Annotated in this window: 11 protein-coding genes; 2 read left to right on the forward strand and 9 right to left on the reverse strand. The window is 70.1% G+C overall.

The window, feature by feature from the left end:
• Positions 1-22 precede the first annotated feature (22 nt).
• Both lysA and GT007_RS14500 read left to right on the forward strand, forming a co-directional pair.
• Positions 23-1,363 carry a diaminopimelate decarboxylase gene (lysA, locus tag GT007_RS14495; RefSeq protein ID WP_160122343.1) on the forward strand — a complete coding sequence of 447 codons (1,341 nt, stop codon included), beginning with the start codon at positions 23-25 and terminating at the stop codon, positions 1,361-1,363.
• Complete coding sequence (locus GT007_RS14500; RefSeq protein WP_160122344.1) at positions 1,360-3,900, forward strand: DUF4175 domain-containing protein; 2,541 nt, start codon at positions 1,360-1,362, stop codon at positions 3,898-3,900. The genes lysA and GT007_RS14500 overlap by 4 nt, the downstream gene beginning before the upstream one ends.
• Positions 3,901-4,215: 315 nt before the next feature.
• Here GT007_RS14500 and GT007_RS14505 read toward each other — a convergent pair whose 3' ends face one another.
• From GT007_RS14505 to GT007_RS14545, 9 genes are all read right to left on the reverse strand, one after another.
• On the reverse strand, positions 4,216-4,998 hold the full coding sequence (locus GT007_RS14505; protein WP_236571672.1) for a GNAT family N-acetyltransferase: 783 nt from the start codon (positions 4,996-4,998) through the stop codon (positions 4,216-4,218).
• 230 nt (positions 4,999-5,228) lie between these two features.
• Complete coding sequence (gene acs / locus GT007_RS14510) at positions 5,229-7,184, reverse strand: acetate--CoA ligase (protein ID WP_160122345.1); 1,956 nt, start codon at positions 7,182-7,184, stop codon at positions 5,229-5,231.
• A 325-nt stretch (positions 7,185-7,509) separates the two neighbouring features.
• The gene (locus tag GT007_RS22215) at positions 7,510-7,890 is read right to left on the reverse strand and encodes a hypothetical protein (protein WP_201451926.1); all 381 of its coding nucleotides are present in this window, start codon (positions 7,888-7,890) and stop codon (positions 7,510-7,512) included.
• Between the two features lie 158 nt (positions 7,891-8,048).
• Positions 8,049-11,153, reverse strand: coding sequence for an efflux RND transporter permease subunit (locus GT007_RS14520; RefSeq protein ID WP_160122346.1), 3,105 nt, complete (start codon positions 11,151-11,153; stop codon positions 8,049-8,051).
• 1 nt (position 11,154) lies between these two features.
• On the reverse strand, positions 11,155-14,325 hold the full coding sequence (locus GT007_RS14525) for an efflux RND transporter permease subunit (RefSeq protein ID WP_160122347.1): 3,171 nt from the start codon (positions 14,323-14,325) through the stop codon (positions 11,155-11,157).
• Positions 14,322-15,602, reverse strand: coding sequence for an efflux RND transporter periplasmic adaptor subunit (locus GT007_RS14530; RefSeq protein WP_160122348.1), 1,281 nt, complete (start codon positions 15,600-15,602; stop codon positions 14,322-14,324). The genes GT007_RS14525 and GT007_RS14530 overlap by 4 nt, the downstream gene beginning before the upstream one ends.
• A 17-nt stretch (positions 15,603-15,619) precedes the next feature.
• The gene (locus GT007_RS14535) at positions 15,620-17,014 is read right to left on the reverse strand and encodes an efflux transporter outer membrane subunit (protein ID WP_160122353.1); all 1,395 of its coding nucleotides are present in this window, start codon (positions 17,012-17,014) and stop codon (positions 15,620-15,622) included.
• A gap of 2 nt (positions 17,015-17,016) precedes the next feature.
• Positions 17,017-17,454, reverse strand: a complete 438-nt coding sequence (locus GT007_RS14540) for a MarR family winged helix-turn-helix transcriptional regulator (RefSeq protein ID WP_160122349.1) — start codon at positions 17,452-17,454, stop codon at positions 17,017-17,019.
• Between the two features lie 457 nt (positions 17,455-17,911).
• Positions 17,912-20,641, reverse strand: coding sequence for a site-specific DNA-methyltransferase (locus GT007_RS14545; RefSeq protein ID WP_236571673.1), 2,730 nt, complete (start codon positions 20,639-20,641; stop codon positions 17,912-17,914).
• Between the last annotated feature and the right edge of the window lie 89 nt (positions 20,642-20,730).

Here is a 20,730-nt window from a genome sequence, read left to right on the forward strand (position 1 = left end):
GCTTCCTATATGGTGGGCGCAAATGGCTCTCGACGCAGCATACACCACCCCCGATCCCGCCCTGCCCGAGCTTCTGGCCGAACGCCCGATGCTCCGCATGGACCCCTCCGCCGGCCTGCTGATGGAGGAGGTGCCGCTGGCGCGCATCGCCGCCGCCGTGGGCACGCCGACCTGGGTCTATTCCGCCACCACGCTGCGCGCCCGCGCCCGCGCGCTGATCGGCGCGCTGAAGGACGCGGCCCTGCCCGCCGAGGTGCATTTCGCCGTCAAGGCCAACCCCAACCTCGCCATCCTCTCCCTGCTCGCGGCCGAGGGCTGCGGCGCGGATGTCGTCAGCGAGGGTGAGCTGCGGCTGGCCCGGGCGGCGGGCATCCCCGGGCACCACATCGTCTTCTCCGGCGTCGGCAAGACCGAACGCGAGATGCGCCTGGCCATCGCCGAGGACATCCACCAGATCAACCTGGAATCCGCCGAGGAAGCCGTGATGCTCTCGGCGCTGGCGGAATCGCTGGGCCGGCGCATGCGCGTGGCGCTGCGCGTGAACCCGGATGTCGATGCCGGCACGCATGAGAAGATCACCACCGGCAAGGCCGAGAACAAGTTCGGCGTGGCGATCGAGGAAGCCCCCGCCCTCTATGCCCGGCTGTGCGCGATGCCGGGGCTGGAGGTGATGGGGCTGGCCGTGCATATCGGCAGCCAGATCACCGGCGGCGTGCGGCCCTATGTCGCGGCCTATCGCCGCCTCGGCGAACTCGTCTCGGCGTTGCGGGCCCAGGGGCTGGCCGTGCCGCGGGTGGATTGCGGCGGCGGGCTCGGCATCGCCTATCGCGACGAGCAGCCCGCCTCCCCCGCCGCGCTGGCGGGCGCGATCCATGAGGGGCTGGGCAATCTCGGCCTGCAATTGATGGTGGAGCCCGGGCGCTGGCTGGTGGGCCCGGCCGGCATGCTGCTGTCCCAGGTCGTGATCGAAAAGCATGCCCCCGGCCGCCGCTTCGTCATCCTGGACGCCGGGATGAACGACTTGGCGCGCCCGGCCATGTATGGCGCCTGGCACGGCATTCTGCCGGTCTCGCCGGTGGCCTATCGCGGCGCCGTCACCCCCGCCGATGTGGTGGGCCCGGTCTGCGAAAGCTCCGACACCTTCGCCACCGCGCGCCCCCTGCCGGCCCTGCCGCCCGGGGAGCTGGTGGCGCTGCTGGACGCGGGCGCCTATGGCGCCTCCATGAGCAGCACCTACAACGCGCGCCCCCTGGCCGCCGAGGTGCTGGTCGAGGGCGACAAATGGGCCGTGGTGCGTGACCGCCAGGGCTTCGAGGCCCTGCTGGCCGGCCAGCGCCGGCCCGACTGGCTGGCGCCTGCATGATGGTGCCGCCGGGCCTGGAACGCCGCATCCTCCTCGCGCGGGTCGCGCTGGGGTGGGAGGCGTTTTGGCCCGGTGCCTGGCCCATCCTGGGGGTCGTGGGCGTGTGGGTGCTGTTCAGCCTGCTGGATGGCCCGGCGCTGCTGCCCGGCTGGCTGCACGCCGCCCTGCTGGCGGTCTTCGCGCTGACGGTGCTGGGCCTGCTGGCCCGCGCCATCCGCCGCGCCGCCTGGCCCGCCGAGGACGCCGCCGAACGCCGGCTGGAACGTGCCTCCGGCCTGTCCCACCGCCCGCTGGCCGCCCTGCGGCATCAGGCGGAGGGCGGGGACGAGGTCTCCCGGGCCCTGTGGGCGCGGCATCAGCAACGGGCGCTGGCGCAGCTGACGCGGCTGCGGGTGGGGCTGCCCCGCCCGGGGCTGGCGGCGCGCGACCCCCGCGCCCTGCGCGCGGCCCTGCTGGTGGGGCTGGTCGCGGGCGTGTTCATCGCGGGCGACGACCTGGAGGGCCGGCTGTGGCGCGGCCTGCTGCCCCGGCTGGAAGCCGGCAGCCCGCCCCTGCCCGCCCGCATCGAGGCCTGGATCACGCCCCCCGCCTATACTGGCGCGGCCCCCATCTTCCTGACGCTGAAGGGCGGCACGCTGCACGCCCCCGCCGGCAGCCGGCTGAACCTCTCCTTCTCCGGCCCGCCGGGCCCGGCGCCGGAACTGTCGGGCGCGGTGGAAAGCCGCGCGCTGCGGCAGCTGGACAGCACCAATTTCTCCACCGAGGCCGCGCTGGACCACAGCGGCGCCCTGACCCTGGCGCGCGAGGGCCGCCCCGTGGCCCAATGGCGGCTGGAGGTGCAGCAGGACGCCCCACCCCGCGCCAGCTATCCCGAGCCGCCCGCGCGCGGGCAGCGGGGCCTGGCCATCCGCATCCCCTGGCGGGCGGTGGACGATTGGGGCGTGGTGTCGCTGCGATTCTCCGCCCGGCTGATGGAACGGCCCGAGGCCGCGCCGCTGGAACAGGACATCCCCCTGCCCGCCGGCCAGCCGCGGGATGCCCAGGGCGTGGCCCAGCCGGACCTGTCGGCGCATCCCTGGGCGGGGCTGGCGGTGCGGCTGCGCCTGGTGGCGCGCGATGGCGCGGAGCAGGAAGGCACCTCCGAGGAAGTCGAGCTGACCCTGCCGGAGCGCAGCTTCAACCACCCCGTCGCGCAACAGCTGGTGGCGATCCGCCGCGACCTGTCGCGCAACCCGCTGGCGCGGGACAATGCCCGGCGCGGGCTGGAGGCGCTGGCCGCCCAGCCCGACGCCTTCGAGCAGGACACGACCACGGCGCTCGGCCTGCGGGTGGCGCGCAACCGGCTGTTCGCGCGCATCCCCGGCGCGATCGAGGAAGCCCAGGAACTGATGTGGGACATGGCCCTGGCGCTGGAGGAAGGCCGCGACGCCCGCACCGCCCGCGCCCTGCGCGACGCCGAGCAGGCGCTGCGCGAATCCATGGAGGAAGCCGAGCGCCAGGGCGACCAGAACGAGCAGGAACGCACCGAGGTGCAACGCCGCATCGAGGAACTGCGCGAGGCGATCCGCCAGCACCTGGAAGCCATGGCCGAGCGCCTGCAGCGCGAGAACGCCGAGGCGATGCCCGAAAACCCGCGCAACCGCGGCCCCGAGCAGCGCGAGCTGCAACGCCGCACCGAACGCATGCGCGAGGCGACGCGCGAAAACCGCATGCGCGACGCCCAGCGCGAACTCGCCGAGCTGGAGGAGATGCTGCGCAACATGGAGCAGGGCCGCCCGCCCCGTGGCGAGAACGCCGAGCGCCAGCAGCGCCGCGAGCGCGGCCGCCAGCAGGTGGGCGTGGTGCAGGACATGGTGCGGCGTGAGGGCGAGATGCTGGACAGCGCCCAGCGCCGCGCCGAAACCGCCGAGCAGCGCGAGCGCGACGCCCGCCGCAACGCCCGGCCCTTCGGCGCGCCCCAAACACCCGGGGCGGCAGCCCCCCAAGCCACCGCCCCCGACCCCGCCGCCGACGCCCGCCGCCAGCGCGCCCTGCGCCGCGCCCTGGGCGAGCTGATGCAGCAATTCGGCGACCTGACCGGCGAAGTGCCCGAACCCCTAGGCCGCGCCGACCAGGCGATGCGGGAGGCCCAGGAAGCGCTCTCCGGCAACCAGGACGCGCGGGACGCGCAGAACCGCGCCATCCGCGCCCTGCAGGAAGGCGGGCGGCAGATGTCGCAGCAATTGCAGCGGCAATTCGGGCGCGATCCCTCGGACGGCGAAGGCGAGGGCGAGGAATCCGACATGGCCGGCAACCCGGCCGAAGGCGGCCAAGGCGACGGCACCAGCCGCGACCAGGGCGACGGGCGCGACCCGCTGGGCCGCCGCACCCGCGAAGTGGGTGGCAACGCCGACCAGGGCAGCGATACCAAAGTGCCCGATGAAGCCGAACTGCTGCGCAGCCGGCAGATCCTGGAAGAACTGCGCCGGCGCGGCGCGGAACGGGACAGGCCCCGGGAAGAACTGGATTATATCGAGAGGCTGATGCCGAGGTTTTGAGGAAGGCTCCGAGGGGCGCTGCCCCCAAAGGGCGTAAAGGCCGAGGGGCTCTGCCCCCAAAGGGCGTAAAGACCGAGGGGCGCCGCCCCTCGGGCTCCCCGCCAGGAGCCGAAAGGCCCCTGGACCCCATCAGTTTGGCGCTGGTCCTGCCAGCGTCTTTCCCATTGATATTTATAATATAATTGGCGTCCCGCCTGCCAGGATGAAGCGCCAAACTCATGGGTCCAAAGGGTTGCTACAACCCTTTGCGGGGATGCAAGGGGCGGCGCCCCTTGCCGGGGGTTCCAGGGGGCGGAGCCCCATGGCCTGGCCCCCTCACCCTTTCCGCAGATACCGGTACCGGTACATTTCCCCCATTCCCATCCGCGCGTTCAGTGCCAGCGATGCCACGTTCCCGGCCGAGACCTGGCTCCATTTCCAGATCGCCCCGCGTTGCGCGGCCCAGGCGGCGCCGGCGCCCATGATGCGCGCGGCCAGGCCTTGGCGGCGGAATTCCGGCCGCACGGCCAGGTCGAACATGCCGCACAGCATGCCGTCCGCCACCACGAACAGGCTGGCGGCGGGGGTGCCTTGTACTTCCAGCACCAGCCAGGCGGCGGGGATGGCCAGCAGCTCGGGCATGCGGGCTTTCTCGGCGCGGCGGGCTTCCAGCTGGTATTCGGCGGTGGCGACCACGGCCATCCAGTCGGGCTCCGGGCCGGCCAGCACGCGCACGGCGGCGTCCGGCCGCACCATGGCGCCCAGCGAGCCCAGCAGCACCAGGGTCTCATCCTGTTCGGTGTAGCCGCGGGCGTGCAGCAGCCCGGCCAGCCCCGGCGGGTCCAGCGGGGTGGAGCGGAAGCGGCAGGGGATGCCGCGCGCGGCCGCCCGCGATTCCATGCGGGCGATGCGCGGCAGCAGGGCCGCGTCCGGGTCCGGGTTAAGGGAGACGATGGAGTTGGCCCGGCCGGTGCCGCCCAGAAAGGCCCGGAACAGCAGCGGCCCGTCGAAGGCCTGATAGGGCGCGGGCACCGCGTTCAGGCAGGCCTGCTCCAGCGCACGCAGGTCCGGCGGCGCGCCGGGGGTGGACCACAGGGTGGAGGCGAAATCCTCGATCACCGGGCGGGCCTGGTCCGTGCACCGGCATGCGGGTGGGCGGGCCGCATGAAGAAAATGCACAAAGCCCGCACTGCCCGCACTTGGAAATCCTGTCCCAACATTTCCGAATGATGCGCCAAGTCAAAGCCCTGGCGCATCACTCATTCAAGGGATGGACATTGCTGGCCCGCGACCAACCCCTGGTTGGCCGTTACATCCGATACATGTAGCGGCGGGAATCGTCGAATGGATTACGTCACCCGCTGCGCCACCAGATCCTCCACCACCGCCGGGTCGGCCAGGGTGGAGATATCGCCCAGCGCATCCACCTCATTGGCCGCGATCTTGCGCAAGATACGGCGCATGATCTTGCCCGAGCGCGTCTTCGGCAGGCCGGGCGCCCATTGGATGGCGTCCGGCGTGGCGATCGGCCCGATCTCCCGCCGCACCCAGTTGCGCAGTTCGGTGCGCAGGTTCTCGCTGGGCTCCTCGCCGGCGTTGAGGGTGACGTAGCAGTAGATGCCCTGGCCCTTGATGTCGTGCGGCATGCCGACGACGGCGGCCTCCGCCACCTTGGGGTGGGCGACCAGGGCGCTTTCGATCTCGGCGGTGCCCATGCGGTGGCCGGCCACGTTGATCACATCGTCCACGCGGCCGGTGATCCAGTAATAGCCGTCCTCATCCCGCCGGGCGCCGTCGCCGGTGAAATACATCCCCTTGAAGGTGGAGAAATAGGTCTGGATGAAGCGCTCATGGTCGCCATAGACGCTGCGCATCTGGCCGGGCCAGCTGTCGGTGATGACCAGGTTGCCCTCGGTCGCGCCTTCCAGCAGCTTGCCTTCATTGTCCACCAGGGCGGGCTTCACGCCCGGCAGGGCGAGGGTGGCGGAACCGGGCTTCTGCGCCACGGAACCCGGCAGCGGAGAGATCAGGATGCCGCCGGTTTCGGTCTGCCACCAGGTGTCCACCACCGGGCAGCGCTCCTCGCCGACCACGCGGTAGTACCACAGCCAGGCCTCGGGGTTGATCGGCTCGCCCACGCTGCCCAGCAGGCGCAGGGATTTGCGCTGCCACTTCTTCACCGGGTTCTCGCCTTCGCGCATCAGGGCGCGGATGGCGGTGGGCGCGGTGTAGAAGATGTTGACCTGGTGCTTGTCCACCACCTGCCAGAAGCGGGACACGTCCGGGTAGTTCGGCACGCCCTCGAACATCAGCGTGGTGGCGCCGTTCGCCAGCGGGCCATAGACGATATAGGTGTGCCCCGTGACCCAGCCGACATCGGCCGTGCACCAGTAGACCTCGCCCTCGCGGTAGTCGAACACCACCTCATGCGTGAAGCTGGCCCACACCATGTAGCCGCCGGTGGTGTGCAGCACGCCCTTGGGCTTTCCGGTGGAGCCGCTGGTGTAGAGGATGAACAGCGGGTCCTCGGCGTTCATCGGCTCGGGCGGGCATTCGGGGCTGGCATGGCGGGCGACGGTGGCCCACCAGTGGTCGCGACCCGGCTGCATGTTGACCGGCGCATCGGTGTTGCGCGCCACGATCACGTGCTTGATGGAGGGGCATTCCAGCAGCGCCTCATCCGCGTTGGCCTTCAGCGGCACGGAGCGGCCGCCGCGCCGGCCCTCGTCGGCGGTGATGAGGGCCACGGAATTGCCATCCTGGATGCGGCTGGCCAGGCTGTCGGGGCTGAAGCCGCCGAACACCACGGAATGGATGGCGCCGATGCGCGCGCAGGCCAGCATGGCCACGGCGGCATCCACGATCATCGGCATGTAGATGGTGACGACGTCGCCCTTGCCGATGCCCAGCTTGCGCATGGCCGAACCCAGGCGGCAGACGCGGTTGTACAGCTCGCGATAGGTCACGCGCTCATCCATCATGGGGTCGTCGCCTTCCCACAGGATGGCCACGCGGTCGCCATGCCCGGCCGCGATGTGGCGGTCGAGGCAGGAGACGGAGGCGTTCAGCACCCCATCCTCGAACCACTTGATCGAGACATTGCCCTCGAAGCTGGTGTTCTTGATGCGGGTGGGGCGCACCATCCAGTCCAGCCGGGCGGATTCGCGGCGCCAGAAGGTGTCGGGATCGGCCGCGGCCTCGGCCACCATCGCCTCGCGCTGCGCCACGGAGACATGGGTGTTCGCCGCCGCATCGGCCTTGATGCCGATCAGCTCCTCATGCTGCGCATGCAAATGGGTGTCCATGGACCCCGATCCTCCCTTTGTTGGGGAGGTTATCCGAGCCTGCGCGGCACTGCGTCAACAGGCAAAAAATTACCCCGTGGAAGGGTTCCACGGGGCCAAGTTTCGTCAGTCCGGGAGAATAATAAGGCTAGTCAACCGGTTCCGGGATCGAGATCGGAACCGGGAGATGCTGGGCCGGACACGGCCCGGATGGGCATCGGCGAGGGAAAGGCAACCGGCGCGCTCGGGGTGAGGGCCCCATGGGACAATTCCCTGAGGTGCGCCGGCCGCCTTCCCTCCCCGCCGCCGGATGCCATGGGCGGGGAGGGAAACGGGTTGGCCTGGTTCAGTTCACCCGGGGCGCCTGGGTGGCGCCGTGGGCGGGCTGGGCCGGGCGGGCCGCCTGGCTGGGCACCGCGTGGGCCGGCCGGGTGGTGGCCTGGCCGCTGACGCTGCCGCCGGGCACCGCCGGGGTGGCGGGGCGCGCCGCCTGGCTGGACGGCACCGCCGGGGTGGCGGGCGTGGCCGGGCGCTGGGCCTGGGTGGCGGGCACCGCCGGGGTCGCCGGCGTGGCCGGCGTCACGGCGGGCGCCTGGCTGGTCACCGCCGGGCGGGCGGTGGGGGCCGGGCTGGTGCTCCCGCTCGTGCCGCCCTGGGCGAAGGCCGGAAGGGCCGTACCCATCAGCAGCGCAGTGGCGAGAGAGTAGCGAGAGAAGGTCTTGAGCACCGTATCCTCCTATGAGTTTGGTGTGCGAGGAGGATATTCACCGGCACCAGGGGCACGGATACGGCGCGCCCGGGGTGATGTGGTGGCAGGTGCGGCCATGGCGTGGCGATGATGGCCGGGCGCCATATTCGGGCAACAGAAGCGTTACCTTGTCGCTCTCATCCTATTGATTTTGTTGAAATCACCGGGCGTGAAGCCCGAGTGATGCGGCCTTTCAGGCGCTCCAGCGCCAGATAGACCACGGGGGTGGTGTACAGCGTCAGCACCTGGGACAGCATCAGCCCGCCGATGATGGCGATGCCCAGCGGCCGGCGCAGCTCGCTGCCCGCCCCCGTTCCGATCGCCAGCGGCACGGCGCCCAGCAGCGCCGCCAGCGTGGTCATCAGGATGGGCCGGAAGCGTTCCCGGCAGGCGGCCAGGATGGCGGCGGCGGGGGTCGCGCCTTCCTCGCGCTCATGCTCCAGCGCGAAATCCACCATCATGATGGCGTTCTTCTTCACGATGCCCATCAGCAGGATCACGCCGATCAGCGCGATGACGGTGAAGGGCGTACCGGTGGCCAGCAGCGCCAGCAGCGCGCCGATCCCGGCCGTGGGCAGGGTGGAGATGATGGTGATGGGGTGCCAGGGGTCCTCATACAGCACGCCCAGCACCAGGTAGATGCACAGCACCGCCGCCAGCACCAGCAGGCCCTGGCCGCTCTGCACCGAGCGGAACACCCGCGCATTGCCCGCGAATTCGCCCCGCACGCTGGGCGGCATGCCGATGTCGCGCTGCGCCTGTTCCAGCAGCGCCGAGGCCTCCCCCAGCGCCACACCCGGGGCCAGGTTGAAGGTGATGGTGGAGGCCGGGAACTGCCCCTGGTGCATGATGGCCAGCGGCGCGCTGGCGCGTTCCAACCGCGCCACGGCGCCCAGCGGGATATGCGTGCCGTTCGGCCCCGGCAGGAAGATGCGCATCAGCTGGTTCGGGTCCTCGGTCAGCGCCGGGTCGATCTCCATCACCACGCGGTACTGGTTGCGCGTGCGATAGATCACGCTGACCTGCCGTTGGGAAAACGCGTCGTTCAGCACCGCGTTGATGCCCTGCACCGTCAGCCCCATCCGCGCCGCCGCGTCCCGGTCCACCACCAGCCGGCTGATCAGCCCCGCCCGCTGCTGGTCGGAGGAGACATCCTGCAATTGCGGGATCTCCTTCAGGCGGCGCACCAGCACCTCCGACCAGTTCTGCAATTCATCGAGGTCGGCGGCCAGCAGCGCGTATTGGAACTGCGCGTTGCCCGAGCGCCCGCCCACATTGATGTCCTGCACCGCGCGCAGGAAGGTCTGGGTGCCGGCGATGCGCGCCAGCGGCATGCGCAGGCGGTTGATCACCATGTCGGCCGTCACCCCCGGGCGTTCCGCCGCGGGCTTGAGGGAGATGAACAGGCTGGCCGAGCTGGCCCCGGCCCGCCCATTGCCCCCGCCGACGGAACCGCCCACGGCGGCCACCGCCGGGTCGTTCATGATGATCTGGCTCGCCTGCGCCTGCAGCCGCATCATGGCCTGGAAGGAGGTATCGGGCGCCGACTGCACCGCGCCGAAAATGAGCCCGGTATCCTGCTGCGGAAAAAAATCCTTGGGCACGATGACATAGAGCCACACCGTGACCCCCACCAGCGCCACGGTGAACAGCAGCGCCAGCCGCGACCAGCGCAGCACCACCGCCAGGCTGCGCATATAGGCCTCGATCACCGCATCCATGCAGCGCTCGAAGACGCGGCCGAAGCGGCCGGGGGGTTTGTCCGCCCCCGCGCCCAGCCGCCCGGCCACCATGGGCGTCACGGTCAATGAGATGACGGCCGACAGCGCCACCGCCACCGCCAGCACGATGGAGAATTCGCGGAACAGCCGCCCCACCACCCCCGGCATGAACAGCAGCGGGATGAACACCGCGATCAGCGAGACCGTGATGGACACCACGGTGAAGCCGATGCGCCTGGCACCCTCCAGCGCCGCCTGCAGGGCGGGCATGCCGCGTTCCCGCAGGCGGATCATCGTCTCGATCATCACGATGGCGTCGTCCACCACGAAGCCCACCGAGATGGTCAGCGCCATCAGCGAGAGGTTGTCGAGCGAGGCGCCGATCAGCCACATCGCCGCCAGCGTGCCCAGCAGCGAGAGCGGCACCGCGATGGCCGCCGCCAGCATCGCCGACAGCCGCCGCAGGAACACCGCCACCACCAGCACCACCAGGACGATGGAGATGGTGAGCGTGTGCTGCACATCGGTCACGCTGGCGCGGATGGTCTCGGTGCGGTCTCGGATGATGTTGATGTCGATGCCCGCCGGGATCCAGCGTTGCAGGGTGGGCAGTATCTCGCGGATGCCGTCCACCACCTCGATCACATTGGCGTCCGGCTGCTTGAACACGATCATCAACACGGCGGGGCGGCCGTTGTAGTTGCCGCCCTGGCGGCGGTCGCGCACGCCCGGCCCCACCCGCGCCACATCCGACAGCCGCAGGATGGCGCCGTTGGAGGCCCGCAGGATCAGGCTGGCGTAATCCTCCGGCCGGTCCAGGCGGTCGTTCACCGTTATGGCGCCGCCCTGGGTGCTGGTCTCGAACAGGCCGGCGGGCTGGGTGACATTGGCGCCCACGATGGTGGCGCGGATGTTTTCCAGCGACACCCCGGCCGAGGCCGCCGCCGCCGGGTCCACCTGCACGCGCACGGCGGGCTGCTCGGCCCCCGTCACCACCACCTGGGCCACGCCCGGCACGCGGGCGATGCGCGGGGAGACGATGCTGTCCACCGCGTCATAGACCGCCGAGGATTCCATCCGGTCGGAGGTGATGGCCATGATCAGCACCGGCGCGTCGGCCGGGTTGGCGCGGCGGAAGGTGGGCGGGTTGGGCAGCCCCGCCGGCAGGTCGGTGCCCGCCGCGTTGATCGCGGCCATCACGTCCTTCGCGGCCTCCGCCACCGGGCGGTTCAGGTCGAACTGCACGACGATGGAGGTGCTGCCGAGCGATGAGGTGGAGGTGAGTTCCGTCACCCCCGCGATGGCCCCCAGCCGCCGTTCCAGCGGTGCGGCGACGGAGGCCGCCATCACCGCCGGGTCCGCCCCCGGCTGGCTGGCATTGACCACGATGGTGGGCAGATCGACGCGCGGCAGCGGCGCCACCGGCAGGGCGAACCAGGCGACGATGCCCAGCAGCGCCAGGCCGATCGCCAGCATCGTCGTCGCCACCGGCCGCAGGATGAAGGGGGCCGAGATGGACATCTCAGCCCTCGCGCGGGACCGGGGCGCGGCGCGGTGCCGGCCGCAGCCGTTCCAGCGCCAGATAGATCACGGGCGTGGTGTACAGCGTGATGATCTGGCTCAGCAGCAGCCCGCCGATGACGGAGACCCCCAGCGGCAGGCGCAGCTCGCTGCCCGGGCCGCTGCCCAGCACCAGCGGCACCGCGCCCAGCAGGGCGGCCATGGTCGTCATCATGATGGGGCGGAAGCGCAGCACGCAGGCCTCGCGGATCGCGTCGAAGGCGGTCATGCCCTCGTCGCGCTGCGCCTCCAGCGCGAAGTCGATCATCATGATCGCGTTCTTCTTCACGATGCCCATCAGCAGCACGATGCCGATCAGCCCCACCACCGACAGGTCGAGCCCCATCCACCACAGCGCCAGCAGCGCGCCGATGCCCGCCGAGGGCAAGGTGGAGAGGATGGTGATGGGATGGATCGCGCTTTCGTACAGCATGCCGAGCACGAGATAGATCACCACCACCGCCGCCAGGATCAGATAGGGCTCGCTGGCGAGCGACCGCGCGAATTCCGCGGCATCGCCCGAGAATTCGCCGCTCATCGTCTCGGGCATGCCCAGTGCCGCGCCCGCGCGCTCGATCGCCGCCACCGCGTGGCTGAGCGACACGCCCGGCGCCAGGTCGAAGCCCAGGGTCACGGCCGGGAACTGGTCCTGCCGCGTCACGGTCAGCGGCCCCGCCTGGCGGGTGATGGTGGCGATGCCCGACAGCGGCACCTGGTAGTTGCCGCTGGAACTGGCCGAGGTGGCCGCGACCGTCGCACCCGCCGTGACGGTGGTGGCCGCCGCCCCGCCGCCCGCGCCGCTGACGGCACCGGGCACGCGCAGCAGGCCGATCAGCGCCGGGTCGTCCCGCAGGGCGGGGTCCACCTCCAGCACCACGCGGTACTGGTTGGCCTGGCCATAGATGGTGGAGATCTGGCGCTGGCCGAAGCTGTCGTACAGCACGTCGTCCACCGCCTGCATGGTCACGCCCAGCCGCGCCGCCTGGTCGCGGTCCACCTGCACCGACAGGCGCAGCCCGCGGTCGCGCAGGTCGCTCGACACGTTGCGCAGCTCCGGCGCCTCATGCAGGCGGGCCACCAGGCGCGGGGTCCATTCGGCCAGCCGGGCGGGGTCTGAATCGCTCAGCGTGTACTGGAAGGCGGTGCCGCTGGCCCGCGCGCCGATGCGGATGTCTGGCACGGACTGGATCTGCGCCGAAATGTCCGGGATGGCGGCCAGCCGCGCGGAGAGGCGGTCCGCGATCTGCTGGGCGTTGGCGGTGCGTTCCGCGCGCGGGCGCAGCACGGCGGTCAGGCTGCCGAGATTCTGCGCGGCGTTGATGCCGCCCGCCCCCGCCACCGCCGTCACGCGCACCACATCCGGGTCCTGGCCCACGATGCGCGCGACCTCCTGCTGGCGCTCCATCAGGCGCGCGAAGGAGGCATCCTGCGCCACCTCCGTCGTCACGGTCAGCAGGCCGGTATCCTGCGCCGGCAGGAAGCCCTTGGGCATCGCCACATACAGCCACACCGTGCCGCCGAGCGTGAGGAAGGTGAGCAGCAGCATCATCGCCTGGTGGCGCAGCGCGAAGTCGAGCGTGGTGGCGTAGCGGTCGCGCAGCCAGTCGAAGCCGCGCTCCGCGATGCGGGGCAGCAGGCCGGGCTTCATCTCGGCCGAGGGGCGCAGCAGCAGCCCCGTCATCATCGGCGTCAGCGTCAGCGACACCACCATGGAAACGAGGACGGAAATGGTGAGCGTCAGCGCGAATTCGCGGAACAGCCGCCCCACCACGCCCGTCATGAACAGCAGCGGGATGAACACCGCGATCAGCGAGACGGTCAGCGACACCACAGTGAAGCCGATCTGCGCGGCACCCTTGAAGGCGGCGGCGAGCGGCTTCTCGCCCTTCTCGATCAGGCGGACGATGTTCTCGATCATCACGATCGCGTCGTCCACGATGAAGCCCGTCGCGATGGTGAGCGCCATCAGGGACAGGTTGTCCATCGAGAAGCCGCACAGCCACATCACGCCGAAGGTGCCGATGATGGACAGCGGCAGGGCCACGGCGGGCACCAGCGTGGCACGGGCGCTGTGCAGGAACAGGTAGATCACCATCACCACCAGCACGACCGACAGCACCAGGGTGAACTGCACCTCATGCACCGAGGCGCGGATGGTCTCCGTCCGGTCGGCCACCACGGTCAGGCGCACGCCGGGGGGCAGGGCGTTCTGCAGGGTGGCCAGCTGGTCCTGCAGCCGGTCCACGGTGGCCACGATGTTGGCGCCGGGCTGGCGCTGCACGTCCAGCAGCACGGCGCGGTTGCCGTCCAGCCAGGCGGCGTTCAGCGTGTTCTCCAGCCCGTCCATCACATTGGCGACATCGGACAGCCGCACTGGCGCGCCGCCGCGCCAGGCGATGATGACATGGGCGAAATCGGCGGGCGCCGTGATCTGGTCGTTGGCCATGACGGTGCTGGCCTGCCGCGCGCCGTCCAGCGATCCCTTGGGGCCGGCCTGGTTGGCGGCCACCACGGCGCTGCGGATATCCTCCATCGACAGGCCATAGGCCGCCAGGCGCTGCGGGTCCGCCTGGATGCGCACGGCGGGGCGCATGTTGCCCTGCACCGACACCCGCCCCACGCCCGATACCTGGCTGAGCCTTTGCGCCAGCAGCGTATCCGCCACATCGGACAGGCGATGGATCGGCAGCGTGTCCGATGTCAGCGCCAGGGTCAGGATCGGCGGGTCCGCCGGGTTCACCTTGGAATAGACGGGCGGATAGGGAAGGTTCAGCGGCAGGGTGCCGCGCGCCGCGTTGATGGCCGCCTGCACATCCTGCGCCGCGTCGTCGATGTCCCGCCCCAGGTCGAATTGCAGCGTGATGCGCGACACGCCCGGCCCGGAGGAGGAGATCATCGAGGTCAGCCCCGCGATCTGGCCCAGCTGGCGCTCCAGGGAGGCGGTGATCTGCACCGCCGCTGTCTCCGGCGAGGCGCCGGGGAGCTGGGTGGTGACCTCGATGGTGGGGAAATCGACCTCCGGCAGGGCGGAGACCGGCAGCTGCATATAGCCCAGCACGCCGCCCAGCAGCATGGCGATGGCCAGCAGCGTGGTGGCGACAGGCCGGGCGATGAAGGGGGCGGAGACGTTCACGGGCTGGGAGCGGGCGCGCTGGGGGCGCCGCGCCGTTCCCGCCTGCCCTGGCCGGGCTGGGGCGCGCCGTCCGGGGCGGCGCCGCCGCGCGGCCCCGGGTTCTGCCCGGCGGGCGGGCTGACGATCACCCGCGTGCCCGCATCCAGCCGCAACGCGCCGGAGGTGATGACCTGCTCGCCCGCCTGCAAGCCGTCCTCCACCACCGCCAGGCGTTCCGTCAGCAGGCCCAGCGTCAACGGGCGCTGCTGCACCGTGCTGTCCGGTTGCAGCACGAAGGCGAAGGCCCCCTGCGGGCCGCGCTGCACCGCCTCGACCGGGATGGTCAGCACCTGGCGCAGCAGGCCCACGGAAAGGCGCACATTCACGAAGGCACCCGGCCACAACAATCCGTCATCGTTCGGGAAGGTCGCCTTGAAGCGCACCGTGCCGGTGGTGGTGTCCACCTGGTTGTCGGGGGTCAGCAGCGTGCCCTCGGCCTGGGTGGCGCCGTCGCGGCCCACCACCTGCACCGCCACCGGCCCGCGCTGCATCGCCGACAGCACCTGGCGCAGCTGCTGCTGCGGCAAGGTGAAGGCCACGGTGATCGGCCGCATCTGGTTCACCACCATGATGCCCGTGCTGTCGGAGGACCGGACCACATTGCCCGGGTCCACCTGCCTGAGGCCCACCCGGCCATCCACCGGGGAGCGGATGGTGGTGAAATCCAGCTGCGTGCGGGCGGAGGAGATGGCGGCCTCATCGGCCTGGATCTGCGCCTCATACTGCTGGACCAGGGCGCGCTGGGTATCCAGCTGCTGGCGGGAGGCACCGGCGCTGCGCGAGAGCTCGGCATAGCGTTGCAGGTCGATGCGGGCATTGGCCAGCAGGGCCTGGTCCTGGGCGCGCTTGGCCTCGGCCTGGGCCAGGGCGGCGGCGTAGGTGCGCGGGTCGATGCGCGCCACCACGGTGCCGGCCCGCACCTCCTGCCCCTCGGTCACGGCCACTTCCAGCAGCACGCCATCCACCTGGGCGCGCAGGGTGACGGCGTTCAGCGCCTGCACCGTGCCCAGCGCCGCCAGCCGGATGGGGATGTCCCGCGGGGCGGCGGCCACGGCGGCGACGGGGATGGGCGGGCGGCCCTGGCCGCGCCGGGCGGTCTCGGCGGTGGGCTGGGCGAGCCGTGTCCAGTAATACCAGCCCCCGGCCCCGCCGGCCGCCAGCAGGATCAGCAGCAGCCAGGGCCAGGCGCGGCGCTTCCGGCGGGGCGGGGGGGCGGCCATGCCGGGGGTTTCGCTCATCGGGGAATCTCCGGGCATTACGACCATCCTCCACCCAGGGCGCGGAACAGGCCCACCGCCGCCTGGAAGCGCGCCAGCCGCACCTGCACCAGCTGGTTCCTGGCCGAGAACAGGGTCTGCTGCGTGTTCAGCACATTGATCAGCGGCACGGTGCCGACGCGGAACTGGTTTTCCGCGATGGTCTGCGCGGCCTGGGCGCTGCGGGTGGCGGCGGCCTGCAGGCTTTCCTGGTCCGTGGTTTCGCGCAGGGCGACGATCGCGTTCTCGGTATCCACCAGCGCGGCGACGATGGCCTTGCGGTAGTCTTCCAGCATCTCGGTGGCCTGGGCCTCGGTCAGGCGCAATTGCGCGCGCAGCTGACCGAACTGGAACACCGGCTGGGTCAGCCCCGCCGCCAGGCTGAACAGGGCGGAGCCGGGGCGGATCAGATTCTCGATCACCAGGCTCTGGAAGCCGCCGCTGGCCGTGAGGGTGACGGTGGGCAGCAGCGCCGCCCGGGCGCTGACCACGCTGGCCTGGTACTGGGCCAGCGTCGCCTCGGCCTGGGCGATGTCGGGGCGGCGGGTCAGCACCTCGGCGGGCAGGCCGGGGCTGGCCGGGGGCACGCGCAGGTCGCCCAGGGTCAGGCGCGGGGCGTCGATGCGTTCCGGCACCTGGCCGGTCAGCGTGCCCAGGGAGGCGGTGTTCTGCGCCACCGCCTGCCGCAGCGGGGGCAGCAGCGCGCGCTGCTGGTCCACCAGGGTCTGCTGCTGCGCCAGTTCCAGCCCGGCGGAGGTGCCGGCCGCCACCTGGCGTTGCAGCACGGCCAGGATGCGTTCGGCCGCCGCCAGGTTCTGCTGCTGGATGTCCAGCTGCTCCCGCGAGGCGAGGATCTGCAGATAGGTGTTGGCGATGCTGGCCTGGGTGGTCAGGGCCACCACCGCCAGGTTGAAGCGGCTGGCGGAACGGGCCTGGCGCGCGGCCTCCAGCGCCGCGCGGTTGCGGCCCCAGAAATCCAGCTCATAGCTGGCGCTGAGCGTGGCGGCGCTGAGGGTGCGCTGGGTAGCGCTGGCGCGTGCCGGGGTGCTGGTGGAGCCGGGGGTCTGGCTGCGGGTGACGCTGGTGGAGATGCCGCCGGTGGGCAGCAGCGCCTGGCCGGTGATGCGCACCTGGGCGTCAGCCTGGCGCAGCCGGGCCTCCGCCGCGCGGATGTCGAAGCTGCCGGCGGCGGCGGCGGCCATCAGGGCGTCGAGTTCCGGGGAGCCGAAGCCCTTCCACCAATCGGCGGAGGGCCAGGCGGCGGGCGCACCGGTGCCGGCGGTGAATTCCGCGGGGGTGTCGATGCCCGGATCCGTGCCCGGCAGCCGCACGGCGCAGCCGGACAGCAGCAAGGCCGCGCAAAGGGCGCGGCGCGGAGCGGCAGGGGGAAGCATGCTCAATGGGATGCGCTTTCGCTCAAGGCCAGTTTCATCATGACTTCCGACGCGGAGAGCAAGGTGCGGCGTTCCTGGGGCGTCAGGGCACGGGTCATGGCCTGCTCCAGCCAGGCGTGCCTTCGGCGCAGGTCCTGTACCAGAACGGCGCGGCCACGGGGTGTGACGGAAATCATCAAACTGCGCCGATCCGTGTCGCTGCGGTGGCGCTCGATCAGGCCTTCCTTCTCCAGCGCGGCGATGAGGCGGGTGAGGGATTGCGGCTGCAGGCGTTCCGCCGCGGCGAGCTGCGCGGCGGGGAGCGGGCCGGAGCGGCTGAGGGTGCCGAGCAGGCTGAGGGTGGCGATGCTGGCCGAACCCGGCGGGCGTTCGGACCGCAGGCGACGGCCGAGGGCCATCACCCCATGCATGACCGCGAGACCTTCGCCTTGTTCCGGCATGTGGTGGGGCGCCTGTGTCGGTTCGACACTACGCATAGCGTATTATTGGGGGAGGGTCGATAGAAGTGGAGGGGACCCGGGCTGTAACGCGCAACGCCCGCTGACCATGAGGTGAGCGGGTGCTGTGTGCTGGATATGGATGCGGGGACACGCAGCCGGCCTCAGCGGTGTATCGAGGTTCACATCTGGCCTCGGGCCTCAAACGCTACCCGAGCAGCGAATGCACTGGCACCGCCGGCGTGACCTCCCGGGCGATCTCCATAAGATGCCGGTGATGGGTCAGGTAGATGACCTGTCCCAGCTTCGCCAGATCCTCCGGCATCGGCACCGACGGATTTGGACTTCGCCAGACGCGCCCGCAAGCCAACTGTCCACGGGCCCTAGCCGCCCTGCCATGAAATCGGCGTTCGCTTTCGGCTCGAGAAAGCGTTCTTCCGGGGCATCTTCGGCCATTTCCTCAACCCCCGACAGAAAACACCTTCATCACCTCATCGCCGAGGTGGTTGATGACCTTCACCGCGATCCGCCCGCTGGCCGGCTTCGGGAAGGGGCGGGAGACATCGCTGTTCAGGCTGGACCAGGCTTCCTCGTCGATCTCCGCCCGCAGCGTCGTCTTCAGCGCCTTGTAGGGATCATTGGCGCCAAGGAAGTAGGCGTGGCGGACGAAGAAGCTTTCCTCGTTGTAGTCGGTGTCGATCATCCACAGCGCGATGCCCTCCTTGCCCTCGGAGACGACCTCGCCGGTCTGCGGCTTGAACACGTCCACGCCCTCGATCGTCACCTGCACCATGCCGTCCGGCGTTGTGTCGATGCGGATGTCCGGCTCGCCGAAAATGACGAAGAGGTTGCCGGCGCTGGTGGCCTTCAGGTCCTTCGCCATGTGCAAATCGGGGTTCATGCGCGCCTTCAGCACGCGCACCCGGCCGAGCTTGTCGAATTCCGCCGAATGGGCGTCATAGGCGAAGGCGCAGGCGATCAGCACATCGAAGCCGGCATCCCCGGCCTCTCGCGCCGCAGCCACCAGGTCGGGGCGGGAGACGGTGCCGAATTCGGGGCCGATGAAGATGCCGGCGCGGCGCTCGGTCTCGCCCTCCATGAAGCGGCCCTCGGCGGCGATGAGGTCGCCGGGCCAGCCGGTGAGGCTGGTGAAGGTGATGCGGTCGGCCTTGTCGGCCTGCTGCACGCCGGCGCTGCGCAAATTCTCCAGGATCATGCTGGCGAAGTCACGCACCGCCGTGTCGCGGTCCGGGGCGGCGCGGCGGCTCTCGGCGGCGGCGAGGGTGTCGATCAGCTCGTCATCCCAATCCACCGCCAGCGTCCGGTGGGGCGAGAGGCTTTCGACCGTGAAGGGGCCGGCGACGCGGGTGCGCGAGCGGTCCTCATAGGGCTTGTCGTAGAGGTATTCGACATCGGCGCGGGCGGCGATGGAGGCGTCGATCTCCTTCTGGCGGGCGATGCGCGCCTGCCACCAGGCGGCATGGGCTTCCTTGGCCACGGCGGGCCATTCGGCCGCGGCCTCACGCGGGATTTCCCATTCCTGCCAGCCCTTGCCGAGGGCCTGGTTGAGCGTGGCGCGGAGCGGTTCCAGCACCGTCTGCGCCTGTTCCCAGATCACGTCGATCTCGGCGTTGTTGGCGATGGATTTCAGGGTGATGTGCGGCACGCGCTCATAGACGAAGCCCTGGCGCAGGCGGCCGGCGGTCGGCGTGGTCTTGGGCGCGGTGCGGGTGACTTCGCCTTCCTTGCGCTGGCCCTCGGGGCTGTCGGCCAGCAGGTAATAGGGGTAGCGCGCGCCCATCAGGCGCGAGCGGGCCAGCGCCAGGGAGACGCGGGAGGTGTCGATGGTGATCCAGCGGCGGCCCCATTGCTCGGCGACAGTAGCGGTGGTGCCAGAACCGCAGGTGGGATCGAGGACGAGGTCGTCAGGATCGGTGGTCATCAGAATGCAGCGCTTAATCGCCTCTGATGCCGTCTGAACGACATAGACTTTCGGGTCGGCCCGGCTTTGAACGCCACCAATGTCAGTCCAGACATTTGTAACTGGGAATGCTGGATAGTCGTCAAGATAGCGGACATAACGCAGGCCACTCCCCATAATCTCGATTCGATCGGATCTGATGAGACGCGGGAAAGAGCTCTGCTCAGTCTTCCAGTATCCTTTAGGGAAAAATGCACGACCCTGAAACTTTACTTCATAACGCGTGCCAGGACTTTGGCTAGTCAAATCACTCGTTGTGAAGAGGCGATGATCGCCCATGGCTTGGCGCCGAGGGGAAACCTGATAGCGGGCCGCGCCCTCCTCACCTGCTGTTTTTATCCGTAAACTTTGCCGAAACTTCAACGAAGATCTTTGTTTTGAATACCAGAGAATATAGTCCGAAACAGAGGACAATTCATTTGAAGACTGAGCGGAGGTTTTTGTGAATGTAATCTGACTGACAATCTGATCTGGGCCAAAAACTTCGTCCAATATTGCTCGCACGCGATGTACATTCTCGTCGCCGATCTGTACGAAAATCGACCCACTCTCATGCAGCAGGTCGCGCGCCACCGTCAGCCGGTCCCGCAGATAGGTCAGGTACGAATGGATGCCGTCGCGCCAGGTGTCGCGGAAGGCGCGCACCTGCTCCGGCTCCCGCGTCACATGGCTTTTGTCGCCATCCTTCACGTCGCGGCTGGTGGTGCTCCACTGGAAGTTGCTGTTGAACTTGATGCCATAGGGCGGGTCGAAATAGATGCACTGCACCTGCCCGCGCAGCCCCTCCCGCTCCGCCAGGCTGGCCATCACTGAAAGAGAATCGCCCAGGATCATGCGGTTCGACCAGTGCTGGTCGTGCCGGTAGAACTCCGTCGCCGCCGCGCTGTCGCGCAGCCCGTTGAAGTCGGAAAACAGGTCCGGCATGGCGCCCGGCGCCTCTTCCGCCCGCCGCCGGCTCTGACGCTTCAAATCCTCGATCAGGACCTGCGGGTGCACCTTTTCCTGGATATACAGCGGCGGCGCCTGCACGATCAGGTCGGACCAGTCCTGCTCATCCTTGCCGCGCCAGACCAGCTGCGGGTCCAGGTCGCGGTTGCGCCGTTCATAGGCGAGTTGGATGGGCGTCTTGTCCTCCGCCCGCATCACGGATTCGAACTCGGCGGTGGGGATGTTCTTCCGCGTGGCGTCGTCGTGGCGATAGCTCTGCACCGGGCGGCCGGGGCCGGCGGCGGACGGGCGCGGCGGGGGCGCGGCGCGGGTTCCCGGCGCCTGGGCCATGACGGCGGCGCGCGGCGCGG

Origin of the sequence: Rhodovarius lipocyclicus (assembly GCF_009900765.1) — a bacterium.
GTDB lineage: Bacteria > Pseudomonadota > Alphaproteobacteria > Acetobacterales > Acetobacteraceae > Rhodovarius > Rhodovarius lipocyclicus.